11 protein-coding genes are annotated in these 12,444 nt (G+C 63.9%); 2 read left to right on the top strand and 9 right to left on the bottom strand.

The annotated features are described in order from the left end of the window. Positions 1-46: 46 nt before the first annotated feature. The 5 genes from AB3X94_RS00950 to AB3X94_RS00930 form a co-directional block, all read right to left on the bottom strand. On the bottom strand, positions 47-2,095 hold the full coding sequence (locus AB3X94_RS00950) for an AAA family ATPase (protein ID WP_368610582.1): 2,049 nt from the start codon (positions 2,093-2,095) through the stop codon (positions 47-49). Beyond that, a complete protein-coding gene (locus AB3X94_RS00945) occupies positions 2,092-2,259 on the bottom strand; it encodes a hypothetical protein (protein WP_368610581.1) in 168 nt (55 codons plus the stop codon). The genes AB3X94_RS00950 and AB3X94_RS00945 overlap by 4 nt, the downstream gene beginning before the upstream one ends. Before the next feature lie 12 nt (positions 2,260-2,271). Further along, entirely contained in the window at positions 2,272-2,562 is a 291-nt protein-coding gene (locus AB3X94_RS00940; RefSeq protein ID WP_368610580.1) for a hypothetical protein, read from the bottom strand. 122 nt (positions 2,563-2,684) lie between these two features. Beyond that, the gene (locus AB3X94_RS00935; RefSeq protein WP_368610579.1) at positions 2,685-3,140 is read right to left on the bottom strand and encodes a hypothetical protein; all 456 of its coding nucleotides are present in this window, start codon (positions 3,138-3,140) and stop codon (positions 2,685-2,687) included. Further along, positions 3,137-4,417 carry a tyrosine-type recombinase/integrase gene (locus tag AB3X94_RS00930; protein WP_368610578.1) on the bottom strand — a complete coding sequence of 427 codons (1,281 nt, stop codon included), beginning with the start codon at positions 4,415-4,417 and terminating at the stop codon, positions 3,137-3,139. Before AB3X94_RS00930 ends, AB3X94_RS00935 begins: the two co-directional genes overlap by 4 nt. Before the next feature lie 778 nt (positions 4,418-5,195). Here AB3X94_RS00930 and AB3X94_RS00925 point away from each other — a divergent pair. Both AB3X94_RS00925 and galU read left to right on the top strand, forming a co-directional pair. Next, positions 5,196-8,075 (top strand): valine--tRNA ligase, encoded by a 2,880-nt coding sequence (locus AB3X94_RS00925; protein ID WP_176108020.1) that lies wholly within the window; start codon positions 5,196-5,198, stop codon positions 8,073-8,075. A gap of 62 nt (positions 8,076-8,137) precedes the next feature. Continuing rightward, the gene (gene galU / locus AB3X94_RS00920; RefSeq protein WP_176108012.1) at positions 8,138-9,019 is read left to right on the top strand and encodes a UTP--glucose-1-phosphate uridylyltransferase GalU; all 882 of its coding nucleotides are present in this window, start codon (positions 8,138-8,140) and stop codon (positions 9,017-9,019) included. 102 nt (positions 9,020-9,121) lie between these two features. On the opposite strand, the gene AB3X94_RS00915 is transcribed toward galU, so the two are convergent. From AB3X94_RS00915 to AB3X94_RS00900, 4 genes are all read right to left on the bottom strand, one after another. Further along, positions 9,122-9,349 (bottom strand): sulfurtransferase TusA family protein, encoded by a 228-nt coding sequence (locus tag AB3X94_RS00915; protein WP_026225937.1) that lies wholly within the window; start codon positions 9,347-9,349, stop codon positions 9,122-9,124. Positions 9,350-9,449: 100 nt separating this feature from the next. Next, complete coding sequence (locus tag AB3X94_RS00910) at positions 9,450-10,496, bottom strand: Gfo/Idh/MocA family oxidoreductase (RefSeq protein ID WP_368610577.1); 1,047 nt, start codon at positions 10,494-10,496, stop codon at positions 9,450-9,452. Beyond that, complete coding sequence (iolG, locus tag AB3X94_RS00905; protein ID WP_368590621.1) at positions 10,496-11,512, bottom strand: inositol 2-dehydrogenase; 1,017 nt, start codon at positions 11,510-11,512, stop codon at positions 10,496-10,498. The genes AB3X94_RS00910 and iolG overlap by 1 nt, the downstream gene beginning before the upstream one ends. Next, a complete protein-coding gene (locus AB3X94_RS00900; protein WP_176108007.1) occupies positions 11,505-12,389 on the bottom strand; it encodes a MurR/RpiR family transcriptional regulator in 885 nt (294 codons plus the stop codon). The genes iolG and AB3X94_RS00900 overlap by 8 nt, the downstream gene beginning before the upstream one ends. Between the last annotated feature and the right edge of the window lie 55 nt (positions 12,390-12,444).

The raw sequence follows: 12,444 nt of genomic DNA, 5'->3' as shown, positions 1-12,444 counted from the left end.
AACAAAACCGGACAAAACAAACAAAACACCGTTTTTGTCTCGCCCGCTAATCCCCGTCCGGCCTGCGCCACAGCCAGTTGCCATCGCATGCGTAATATTTTGTCTGCATGGCGCTGATGACCGTTTTCGCCACGCTGTAGCGCCGCCGCTCGTCGTACTGGAAAAACTTCGCGGCGACGGCGCGCGCTGCGGTATCGAGCAGTACGCAGGGTCGGTCGGGTGGGCATCCGTCGCCAGCCCCGGGACTCCCGCCAGCGGCGAGCAGTTTGCCGATCACGTCATAGGCGAGCGCCTGATTCGCGGCCTTCGGTTTGCCCAGCGGTTTCCTTGCCGGTTCGCGTCCGCGTTCTTCCACGTCGGCGCACTCGATCACGCCCGAGCAGAGTGCCTGTCCGTCCGGGTCGTTGCCAATCTCGACCGGCACAAGCCGGAACGCGTGGCGACCGGTATCGTCGGCCTCCTTCTGCTTGCCGATGATCCAGTGCCGCAGGCCGGTATCACGGTCGTAGGTCACTTCGATATGTGCATCGAGCAGGAATGGCAGGGTGCTGCTCCCGCGCATGCCGTTCGTCTGCACCTTGCCCGTATGGTGGATAACGCAGATCGTCCAGCCGGTGCGATCGCGCAGCGTGTGCAGTGCGGCCACGGCCCTGCCCATCTCGGCCGAACTGTTTTCCTCGAGTCCGACCGTACAGAGTGCAAGCGGGTCGATCACGAGCAGCCCGACCGGCTCGCCAGTCTGCCCGATCGCTTCGGTCAGGTCATCGAGGTCGTGCGGGTCGAGCAGGGAGAAGGACTGGTGCGTGATCGTGCGCCACGGCACCGGCCGACCGTGATGGTTCTCCCATGCGCGATAGCGGCGCGGCAGGCCGTTATTGCCTTCGAGTGACAGCACCACCACCGGCACACGGGTGAACACCGTATGCCCGAAAAACGGTCGGCACTCTTCCAGACACGCGGCCAGTTCCATCGTGAGAAAAGACTTGGCGACGCCTGACGTGCCCCAGATCGCGAGCAGCGCGCGGGCGGGAACGACGCCGCGCACGATGTCGGGAATGATCGGCTGGGACGATACGGTCGGGCCGTCGAGCAACTGGTAGTGCGGCACATATTCGTGCCGTCCGCCGTCTGCGATCCAGACCGCCAGCGCGTCAGGGCCGTATTCGGTCGCGTAGTCCCAGCCGTCGAAACCCTCGCGCTCGCTGGCGGGCATTTCGACCCATGCCGAGCGCGTCGTCTGTGCGGCATGGGCGGTCATGATCTCGATGTGATTCGCAGGATGCTTCGCATCGGCGTCGCACGCGTGCCGGCCACGGTCGGCGACGATCACGCGCGTGCTCGCCGGATACCGCTCGCGGATTTCCGTCATGACCTCGCGCTCGCGGCCCACCCCGATCGTCACCGCAATGACCGCATCCGGCACCGCCCAGTGAATTGCCTCACCCGTTGCCATGCCTTCGCAGGCGATCACGGTCACGCTGTCGCGCAGGTCGCCGATCATGTAGCAGCAACCCGGGAACGGCGTGAGCCTGCCGAGCGTGCGCTTCGAACCATCGGTGAAGATACGCTGCACCGCGACGACCGGAGCGGTATCGGACAGCGCGCGGATCGGCACGAGCAGGCAGCCGGGATCGTGCGCCGCGACACGCAGCCGGTCGGCGTCACACGCTTCGCGCAGACCCTTGGTGATGACATACGGGTGATCGTACGCGGGCTGGCCGTCGAGCCAGAGGTCGATAGCGCGCTCGCCAGTGTCGTCCTCTGTCGTGATCCTGTGCGCGTCGTCGTGAACTTCCCGGTGTGGGGTTCCGGCACCGTTCGTCCGTTGCGGGGGCGGGTCGGGGTCCGGGTCGTGCCAGTCGTTTTCCTGCCGCGCGAGGTAGAACAGCAGTCCCGGCCCAACGTCCAGCCCGTCATACGTTTTCCACTGGCTGCGGTTGTACTTCTCGCCCTTGTCATCGGGGTCCTGCCCGCGCCAGTCGGCGAGTTCGCCACCGGCATGCAGGAACGATGCGCCGAGCCGGATCGTTTCGTCGTGCGAACCGCCCGGTGGGAAGGAGAACAGCGCGCTCCTCGCGCGCTCGGCCGGACTCATGTCGCACCCGGAACGTCACGTTCGTCGCGCTCGTCGCGCAACTGCTGCAGTTCCCGGTCCCGGGCGTCGAGTTCATCGAGCCACGGTCCCGCGCGTAGCCAGTCGAGAGGGAGCGTGCCGTGCAGGTTCACCGCGTTCAGCCATGCCCTGAGTTCGTCGTTCATGGCGGCCTCCCGTCAGGCACGCGCCTTCTTCAGCACGTAGGCGTGAATGTCTGCGATCAGGTAATTGACCTCGTACGCACCCACCGAAAAAGGCTTCGGCCAATCGGGGTCGCTCTTTTCCAGCCGCTTGATGGTCGAGGGCGACTTGTGAACGATCTTCCCCGCGCCCGCGCGATCCGTGACGACTGGGGCGAGTGGGTCAGCCGGTGCCACGACCGGACTGGCAACGGGTGCAACTTCGGCGGGGCGCAGCTTGCGGGGACGGCCCGGGCCGCGCCGGGTTTGTTCGGTCTGCTCGCTCATGATCTGCTCCGGGTTGTGTTTAGAGCAATTTGAGCGCGTTAATGCGCGACTGTGAATAGAAAAACCGCCACGCTGTTTTTACAAGGTGGCGGCTAGAGGTGGTAAAACGACGGTGCGCAGTTTTACAGGTTGCGCGGATCTTCGAACAGGGCGAGAAATTCCCATCGGTAGGCGTAGTACGCTTTCTTGACCGATTCAAAGCCGCAGCCCTTATCGTCTACGTGGCGGCGCGCGATTTCTGACCATGCCTCTTCGCGCGCCATGCCGGTATCGCGTCGCAGTTCCTGCACTTCGCGGCACAGGCTACGGCGCTTCACGTCGGCGGCGGTCGTGGTGCTGCTGGGCATGAGTTCCGCCGCATCGACCTGCGCCGCAATGAAGTCGGCAATGTCGTCAATGGTCGGCGCAGGGTTGCGCGTGAATGCTTCGATCGTGCGCCATGCGAATAGCGATCGCGCAAGTTTCCGGGTGTCCTCGCTCAGGTCACGCGCATGCAACGGATTGCCTTCGGCTTCGAGCGCCCCGGCCAGTTGCGCGCGCAACGTTGCAAGGCGGTCGTCATACGCACCGCCGCTCATGCGGCGCTCCGCTTCGCGCGGGCGCGGTCCAGCGGCAGCACGGTCGTCTCGCCGCCTTCGAGGTAGCGCGACCATGCCTCCATGACCGGCTGACGCAGCGCGTAGAAAGTGCTGCGCTCATAACTGCGCCTGACCTGCGAGCGCTTCTCATGCTGGATCACGGCTTCGGCCACATGCACCGGCACTTCGGGCAGCGTATCGCCGATCCATGATCGCACTGCACTGCGCAAACCGTGCAGGCTCGCTTCACCCATTGCATACCCCGCATCGCGCAGCACATCATTGAGTTGCGAATTGCCGTAGGCGCGACCGCGCGGCGAGGCAAACACGAATGCGTCCGGGTCGGGGTTGCCACCGTGGTAGCCCGGCAGGGCACGCAGCAGATCGAGCACGGGGGTGCTCAGGGGCACATCGAAGTCCACGGGCAGCTTCATCCGTTCGGCCGGGATCAGCCAGCGGGCCGATTCGAGATCGAGTTCGCGCCACGTCACCAGCCGCGCGACCTGTTCACGCACGCCGGTATGCGCGAGGAATTCAACCGCGCGCGCCGCGACGCCGTCGAGCCCCTGAATCCGGCGCAGGGCGTCAGGCATGTGCTGCCACGCAATCGCGGCCCGGTTCGTGCGCGCGTGCTCCACCTTCGGCAGCAGTCGCGTCACGGCTTCGGTGCTGGCGGGACTGGCCGTGTCGGCACCGGTGTGCTGCGTCCACCAGTCGAAGACGGCGGCGACGCGGTCAAGCACGACACGCGCGGTCGGATATTTCGTTTGCCAGATCGGGCGCAGCAGGGTCGCGATATCCTCGGGGTGAACCTCGTGCATGTCGAGGCGACCGATGACGGGCGAGACGTAGCGCCCGAAGGTGCTGGCCCATTCCCTGCGCTGCTTCTCGGTTTTCAGCTTTCGATCCGCCAGCGCCTGTTCAGCGGCCACGTTGAAACTCATGCGGGTCTGACTGGCACGCTTCGCTTCGCGCCGGGCGGTGCGCTTCGCACTCAGGGGATCGGTGCCGCTGGCGAGCATCTGCCGCATCTCCAGTGCGCGGGTGCGGGCCATCGCGAGCGTGATCACGTCGGCACTTCCCAGCCCGGCGTCGCGCTCGCGGCCATTGCGGCTGTATCTAAAAATCCACGACTTGCTGCCGGACGGCGCGATCTGCAAATACAGGTTCTGGCCGTCGCCCAGATAGCGGGCGCGCGGCCTGCCTCCGGGTTGGGCGGGTGCGTTGGGTGTGGCCGCCTTGACAGCGGCGGCAGTGAGTTTTCGGGTTACGGGCATCGGGCGTTCTCCGGGTAGCCGGTCCTCACCCCTGTCCTTACCCCTGTGCATTTTTGCGCGGAGTTGAACTGGGTTGGACGAAGTTGAGCGGAGAAATTGTATCAAACCCTTGTGAAATCAGGACCTTAGCCGATTCATACCCGATCAACTCAACTCAGAGAATACGCCCATTACTTTGCTGCTGCAAAGAAAGTAGGCAAAGAAGACAGCTCAAACCGCCAGCTCATAAGCGGGTCCCCTGGCTTGGCAGGGGTAGTGGTGCATCTGGAATCCGTGCCCCCGCCCATTCGACGGCAGTGACAAAGCCGTCATTCATCCCACTCCGCACTTCGTGCATCGCGGACGGGTGTGCCTGGGGAACCGGCGGGCTTGCCCGCGCAGCGGGGAGCCCTCGGCTGCGCCTCGGCGATGCGCCGGAACAACCAGTGGTTTTGGAGCGGGGATTCGGCGCGCGCAGCGCCGCCGGAAGGATGACTGCCTTGTCACGAACGCGGAATGTGCGGGAGCACGGATTCCAGATGCACCACTACCTCACGCGGACCGAGGGACCCGCTTAAGAGTTAGCGGTTTGAGCTGTCTTCTTTGCCTACTTTCTTTGCAGCAGCAAAGAAAGTAGGTGCCGCCCCGCACAGGGGCAACGCTAATAGACCGATAACACAACAAGGAAAGGCCAAAGAAGCCAGAACAACGACAAACCAACCCGCCAGCAGGCAAAAAGTGCTCGCCAGCTATAATCAACCATTCTCCGCCTCCAAAATCCAGCCTTTTAACCAGAAACATGAGCGACACCCCGAGCGACCCGACCTCGACGCTTGCAAAAAGCTTCGAACCCCACACCATCGAAGCCCACTGGGGCCCTGAATGGGAAAAGCGCGCCTACGCCGCGCCCTCCTTCGACGCGAACCGCAAGGATTTCTCGATCCAGCTGCCGCCGCCGAACGTCACGGGCACGCTGCACATGGGCCACGCGTTCAACCAGACCATCATGGACGGTCTCACCCGCTATCACCGCATGCTCGGCGAAAACACGCTGTGGGTGCCGGGTACCGACCACGCGGGCATCGCCACGCAGATCGTCGTCGAACGTCAGCTCGACGCACAAGGCGTGTCGCGCCACGACCTCGGCCGTGAAAAATTCGTCGAACGCGTGTGGGAGTGGAAGCAGCAGTCCGGCTCGACCATCACGAATCAGGTGCGTCGTCTCGGTGCGTCGATCGACTGGTCGCGCGAATACTTCACGATGGACGACAAGATGTCGGCCGCCGTGCGCGACGTGTTCGTGCGTCTGTATGAACAGGGCCTGATTTATCGCGGCAAGCGCCTCGTGAACTGGGATCCTGTGCTGCTCACCGCCGTATCCGACCTCGAAGTGGTCAGCGAGGAAGAAAACGGCCACCTGTGGCACATCCACTATCCGCTGACCGACGGCTCGGGCCATCTGACCGTCGCCACCACCCGTCCGGAAACCATGCTCGGCGATACCGCCGTGATGGTGCACCCGGAAGACGAGCGCTACGCGCACCTCATCGGCAAGACCGTCACGCTGCCGCTGTCGAACCGCGAAGTGCCGATCATCGCCGACGATTACGTCGACCGCGAATTCGGCACCGGCGTCGTCAAGGTCACGCCCGCGCACGATTTCAACGACTACCAGGTCGGCCTTCGCCACAAGCTGCCGCAGATCGAAATCCTCACGCTCGACGCGAGAATCAACGACAACGCGCCCGAAAAATACCGCGGCCTCGACCGTTTCGAAGCCCGCAAGCTGGTGGTCACCGATCTCGAAGCGCTCGGCGCGCTCGAATCGGTCAAGCCGCACAAGCTGATGGTGCCGCGCGGCGACCGCACCGGCGTGGTGATCGAGCCGATGCTGACCGACCAGTGGTTCGTCGCGATGAGCAAGCCGGCGCCCGAAGGTACGTTCAATCCGGGCAAGTCGATCGCCGAGACCGCGCTCGACGTCGTGCGCAACGGCCAGATCAAATTCGTGCCGGAGAACTGGACCACCACGTACTACCAGTGGCTCGAAAACATCCAGGACTGGTGCATCTCGCGTCAGCTGTGGTGGGGGCATCAGATTCCGGCGTGGTACGGCGAGAACGGCGAAGTATTCGTCGCGAAGACCGAAGAAGATGCGCGCGCGAAGGCCACCGCTGCCGGTTACTCGGGCGCGTTGAAGCGCGACGAAGACGTGCTCGACACGTGGTTCTCGTCGGCTCTGGTGCCGTTCTCGTCGCTCGGCTGGCCGAACGAAACGGAAGAACTGAAGCACTTCATGCCATCGTCGGTGCTCGTCACCGGCTTCGACATCATCTTCTTCTGGGTCGCGCGCATGGTCATGATGACCACGCACTTCACGGGCAAAGTGCCGTTCGACACGGTCTACGTGCACGGCCTCGTGCGCGACGCCGAAGGCCAGAAGATGTCGAAGAGCAAGGGCAACACGCTCGACCCGATCGACATCGTCGATGGCATCGACCTCGACGCGCTCGTCGCTAAACGCACCACCGGCCTGATGAATCCGAAGCAGGCCGCGTCGATCGAGAAGAAGACCCGCAAGGAGTTTCCGGACGGCATTCCGGCGTTCGGCACCGACGCGCTGCGCTTCACGATGGCGTCGATGGCCACGCTCGGCCGCAACGTTAATTTCGACCTTGCGCGCTGCGAAGGCTATCGCAACTTCTGCAACAAGCTGTGGAACGCCACCCGCTTCGTGCTGATGAACTGCGAAGGCCATGACTGCGGTTTCGGCCAACCGGCGCAATGTGGCGAATGCGGGCCAGAAGGCCAGTTGCATTTCTCGCAGGCCGACCGCTGGATCGTGTCGCAGCTTCAGCGCGTCGAAGCGGAAGTCGCCAAGGGCTTTTCGGACTATCGTTTTGATAATGTGGCCAACGCCATATACAAGTTCGTCTGGGACGAATATTGTGACTGGTACGTCGAGCTCGCCAAGGTGCAGATCCAGACGGGGCAGCCGAACCAGCAGCGTGCCACGCGTCGCACGCTTTTGCGTGTGCTCGAAACGGTGCTGCGCCTCGCGCATCCGGTGATCCCGTTCATCACCGAAGCGCTGTGGCAGAAAGTGGCGCCGCTCGCGGGACGCTACCCGGAAGGCAAGGCCGAGGGCGAGGCGTCCATCATGGTGCAGCAGTACCCCATCGCGGAGCCTTCGAAGCTCGATGAAGACGCCGAGCAGTGGGCGAGCGACCTCAAAGCGGTGATCGATGCATGCCGGAATCTGCGCGGCGAAATGAATTTGTCGCCAGCGGTGAAGGTGCCGTTGCTCGCCACCGGCAACGCGGAGCGTCTTCGTACGTTCGCGCCTTATGCTCAGGCGCTTGCGCGTCTGTCCGAGGTGCAGATCATCGCCGACGAGGCCGCGCTCGATGCTCAGGCGGATGGCGCGCCAATTGCTATCGTAGGAACGGACAAGCTCGTTTTGAAGGTCGAAATCGATGCGGCGGTCGAACGCGAACGTCTGTCGAAGGAGATCACGCGGTTGAGCGCCGAAATCGTGAAATGCAACGGTAAGCTGCAAAATCAGGCGTTCGTCGCGAAGGCGCCGGCGGCGGTCGTGGAACAGGAGCAGAAGCGGCTGGCCGATTTCGAAGCCACCGTCGGCAAGCTGAAAGCCCAACTGGCTCGCTTGCCGGCCTGATCGACGCGCCCGCCGTCCTCAACGGCGGGCAAGGATTTAACCAGAGGACTCAGGGTATTCACATGCTAAAAGTTACGAAGGCGGTTTTTCCGGTAGCAGGTCTTGGCACCCGGTTCCTCCCCGCCACGAAGGCTAGCCCGAAGGAGATGTTGCCGATCGTCGACAAGCCGCTGATTCAGTACGCGGTCGAAGAGGCCATGGCGGCCGGCATCACCGAAATGATCTTCGTCACGGGCCGCAGCAAGCGCGCGATCGAAGACCATTTCGACAAGTCCTATGAGATAGAGGCCGAACTCGAAGCACGCGGCAAGGACAAGCTGCTCGAACTCGTGCGTAGCATCAAGCCGAGCCACGTCGACTGCTTCTACGTGCGCCAGGCCGAAGCGCTGGGCCTCGGCCACGCGGTGCTGTGCGCGGAGAAGCTGGTCGGCGACAACCCGTTTGCCGTGATTCTCGCGGACGACCTGTTGTACGGCACGCCGCCCGTGATGACGCAGATGATCGAGGTGTTCGATCACTATCACAGCTCGGTGATCGGCGTCGAAGAGATCCCGCCGCAAGACACGAAGTCGTACGGCATCGTCGATGGCAAAGAATGGGAAGATTCGATCATCAAGATGTCGGGCATCATCGAAAAGCCGGAGCCGAGCGTGGCACCGTCGAACCTCGGCGTGGTCGGCCGATATGTGCTGAAGCCGCGCATCTTCGATCACCTGCGCTCGATCAAACCGGGCGCGGGCGGTGAATTGCAACTGACGGACGCGATCCAGTCGCTGCTCGCCGATGAACAGGTGCTCGCGTACAAGTATCACGGCACGCGTTTCGACTGCGGCAGCAAGCTCGGCTACCTGAAGGCGACCGTCGAGTTCGCGCTGCGTCACCCGGAAGTGGCCTCGGATTTCGAAGAGTATCTGCGTACCCGCTCGCCGGTGCTCGAAGGCTGACGCCAAGGTCAGGCTGAAACGAAGAAGGCGCTGTACTCCGAATAATGGGGACGGCGCCTTTTTTCTTTTTTACATCGGACGGACTGTTTTACCGGATGCCGCTCAGCGGCGCCGCATCAGAAACGTAAATACCTTGTCGTGCGCCGAGCTTTCGACGATCTCGTTGCCGGTCTGCTTCGCGAACGCGGCGAAATCGCGCTGCGAGCCCGGATCGGTGGCGAGCACCTTGAGAATCTGGCCGCTTTCCATGTCGGCGAGCGCTTTTTTGGCGCGCAGGATGGGCAGCGGGCACATGAGCCCGCGCGCATCGACTTCCTTGTGAATCTGAATTTGCATCGACGATGACCTTCGGGACGAGGCGTCGCTGACGACGCCGGACAGAGGGTCAAATTCTACAGCAGGCGGCGCGGCGGCGCCGGGCAGCACACCGCTACAGCGTCACCGCCCCGCCGCTTTGCAGCGACTCGCGCAGCGCGACGCCGATACGCGTCGCTTCGAGCGCATCGGCGAGCGTCGCGCCACTCCGTGCCGCATCACCGTTCCCCGGCCCTTTTTGCACCGATGCGACGAACGCGCGTGCCTCGTGCAGAAACGCGTCCTCGAAGCGGTCGAAAAAGTTGGGCGTGCATTCGTTGCGGATGCCGGTCGCGTCATAGATCTCGACGCGGTTCGCGCGCGGATTGCGGCCGATCGTCAATGCGCCCGCGGTGCCGATCACTTCGCTATGCGTATCGTTGCCGTGCGCCTGCGTGCGCGACGCGTAGAACATCGCGAGCTTGCCGCCCTCGAATTCGCAGATCGCAACGCCGTTGTCGACGTCGCCGAATTCGCGCAGACCCTCGTGCAGCGCGATCGTGCCCGCCGCGAACACGCGCGTCGCCCGCGGCTTGCCGAGCAGCCAGCGGGCGACGTCGATGTCGTGCACCGTGCAGTCGAGAAAGATGCCGCCCGAGGTGGCCGCGAAGCGCACGAAGAAACCGTCGTTGTCGTTTTTATCGGTGGTCTGCGAACGCACGAGGAACGGCCGGCCGATCTGGCCGGCGGCGATTTTATCGAACGCGTCGCGGTAGCTCGGATCGAAGCGGCGCATGAAGCCGATCGTCGCTTGCAGATGCGGATAGCGCGCCGCTTCGGCCAGCACGCGCTCGCATTCGGCGACATCGAGCGACAGCGGCTTTTCGCAGAACACGTGCTTGCCGGCGCGCAATGCGTCGACGATCTGCTGCGCGTGCAGCGACGACGGTGTAACGAGCCATACCGCGTCGAGCTGCGGATCGGCGAGCAGGTCCGCGTAATCGGCGTAAAGACGCGGCTCGGGTAGCGCATCGCGCGCCCACGCGAGTTCCTCTTCGAGCGGACTGCACGCGGCCGCGAGCGTCGCACCCGGCACGCGATACGCGAGATTCTCCGCATGCCGCTTGCCAAGCCGCCCAAGGCCCACCACGCCGATCCGCAAGCGCTCCGTGGCGGGCTTCATCACGCGGCCTCGCCGAGTTTGACCGCGCGGCCCTCGCGCCATGAACGCGTCGCGGCTTCCGCGAGTTCGAGCGCTTTCAGGCCATCGGCGACGGTCGTGCGCACCGGCTTGCCGTGCGTGACCGCGTCGAAGAAATGCGCGATTTCGAGCGCGTACGCCGCGCGATAGCGTTCGAGAAAGAACGCCTCGGGCACGTCGGTGGATACCTTCGTTTCCGAGTACGCGGTGACTTCGGTCGGCCGTATGTTGCCCGCTTGCAGCATGCCGGTGCTGCCGAGCACTTCGAAGCGCTGGTCGTAGCCGTACGCGGCGCGCCGCGTGGTGTTGATCTGGCACAGGCGGCCGCGCTTCGTGCGGATCGTCACCGCGGTCGAATCGATGTCGCCCGCGTCGGCGATCGCGGGGTCGGTGAGGCAACTGCCGGTGGCGTGCAGCGTGTCGGCTTCGTCGTCGAGAATCCAGCGGCAGATGTCGAAGTCGTGAATCAGCATGTCCTTGAAGATGCCGCCGGAGCGCCGGATGTAGTCGACCGGCGGCGCGCCGGGATCGCGGCTCGTCACGACGAGCATCTCGGGTGTGCCGATCTCGCCCGCGTCGAGGCGCGCTTTCAATGCGGCAAACGTCGGATCGAAGCGCCGCTGAAACCCGATCATGCACACCACGCCCGCGCGCGCCACGGCTTCTGCGCACATCCGCGCGCGCTCCAGCGTGAGATCGACCGGCTTCTCGCAGAACACGTGCTTGTTCTGCGCGGCTGATTTGACGATCAGGTCCGCATGCGTGTCGGTGCTCGAACAGATCACGGTCGCGCCAATCGAAGCGTCGCCGATCGCGCCGTCGATATCCGCGACCTGCGCGCCATGCTGCGAGGCGAGCGCGGCGGCCGCTTCGCGATTCACGTCGACCACGTATTTGAGCCGCACGCCGGGCTGCCGCGCGAGATTCGCCGCATGGATCTTGCCGATGCGTCCCGCGCCGAATACCGCGACGTCGATCGTGCTTACCGCGTCAGTCATCGTAGCCTCCAGTGTCGTTGGATTCTTCAACGTTCAGTTCGAGCTTGTACGCGAGCGCGATGAAGAGCGCCTGGCACAGGCAGATCGTGCTGGTCAGCGAGCGGAACGCGAACGCGCTGCCCTCTTTCACGTAGAGTTGCGTGCTCGCGTAGCGCGCGAGCGGCGATAGCTGGCTATCCGTGATGACGAGCGTCTTCGCCTGATGATGATGCGCGACGCGCAGACAGTACTGCGTCTCCTTGCCGTACGGCGCAAAGCTGATCGCAATCACCACGTCGCCCTTCCTGACACTGCGAATCTGCTCGCGATACATGCCGCCGAAGCCGGACACCAGATGCACGCGCTTGTGCGTGTGCTGCAACGCATAGACGATATAACTCGCGACCGGAAACGAGCGCCGCACGCCGATCACGTAGATGTTGTCGGCCTGCTGCAGCATCTTCACGGCGGCGTCGAACTGCTTGTCGTCGAGACCCGCTTCGAGTTCTTCGAGGCCGCCGCGCGACGCGGCGATGAACTCGCGCGCGACCGCGCCGCCCGACAGCGTGCCGGGCTTCTCGTCGATCAGCTTGCGGATGCGCTGCTGATAGCTCGACGACGACACGCCCTGCCCCGTATACGCCTGACGAAACACCGCCTGCAGATCCGAAAACCCGGAAAAGCCGAACCGCTGCGCAAAGCGCACGACCGCCGACGGGTGCACGCCGCAACTCGCGGCGATATCGCTGGTGCGATCCATCATCACGCTCGAGCGATGCTGCTCGATATACGTCGCCACGCTCTTCAACTGCCGCGGCAGCGACTCGTAGATATCCGCGATGCGCTGCATCAATTCGTCGACGCTCGGCAACGCTTCTTCGGTGATCTGTTCCGCCATGACTGCCTCTCGGGGTTTCCTGCAATGCGACAGACGCGCCCGCGGCCCGCCGCAA

The sequence above is a fragment of the Paraburkholderia sp. BR10923 genome (assembly GCF_040948765.1).
Lineage (GTDB): Bacteria > Pseudomonadota > Gammaproteobacteria > Burkholderiales > Burkholderiaceae > Paraburkholderia > Paraburkholderia youngii.
Note: the sequence above shows the minus strand (reverse complement) of the source record. Positions and strands in the feature narration are given on the sequence as shown.

What these genes read in the sequence shown, in the direction of transcription:
- galU (WP_176108012.1), top strand. Translation starts at nt 8,138, where the DNA reads ATGCTAAAAGTTACGAAGGCGGTTTTTCCGGTAGCAGGTCTTGGCACC.
- AB3X94_RS00945 (WP_368610581.1), bottom strand. Translation starts at nt 2,259, where the DNA reads ATGAACGACGAACTCAGGGCATGGCTGAACGCGGTGAACCTGCACGGC.
- AB3X94_RS00900 (WP_176108007.1), bottom strand. Translation starts at nt 12,389, where the DNA reads ATGGCGGAACAGATCACCGAAGAAGCGTTGCCGAGCGTCGACGAATTG.
- iolG (WP_368590621.1), bottom strand. Translation starts at nt 11,512, where the DNA reads ATGACTGACGCGGTAAGCACGATCGACGTCGCGGTATTCGGCGCGGGA.
- AB3X94_RS00925 (WP_176108020.1), top strand. Translation starts at nt 5,196, where the DNA reads ATGAGCGACACCCCGAGCGACCCGACCTCGACGCTTGCAAAAAGCTTC.
- AB3X94_RS00930 (WP_368610578.1), bottom strand. Translation starts at nt 4,417, where the DNA reads ATGCCCGTAACCCGAAAACTCACTGCCGCCGCTGTCAAGGCGGCCACA.
- AB3X94_RS00950 (WP_368610582.1), bottom strand. Translation starts at nt 2,095, where the DNA reads ATGAGTCCGGCCGAGCGCGCGAGGAGCGCGCTGTTCTCCTTCCCACCG.
- AB3X94_RS00940 (WP_368610580.1), bottom strand. Translation starts at nt 2,562, where the DNA reads ATGAGCGAGCAGACCGAACAAACCCGGCGCGGCCCGGGCCGTCCCCGC.
- AB3X94_RS00935 (WP_368610579.1), bottom strand. Translation starts at nt 3,140, where the DNA reads ATGAGCGGCGGTGCGTATGACGACCGCCTTGCAACGTTGCGCGCGCAA.
- AB3X94_RS00910 (WP_368610577.1), bottom strand. Translation starts at nt 10,496, where the DNA reads ATGAAGCCCGCCACGGAGCGCTTGCGGATCGGCGTGGTGGGCCTTGGG.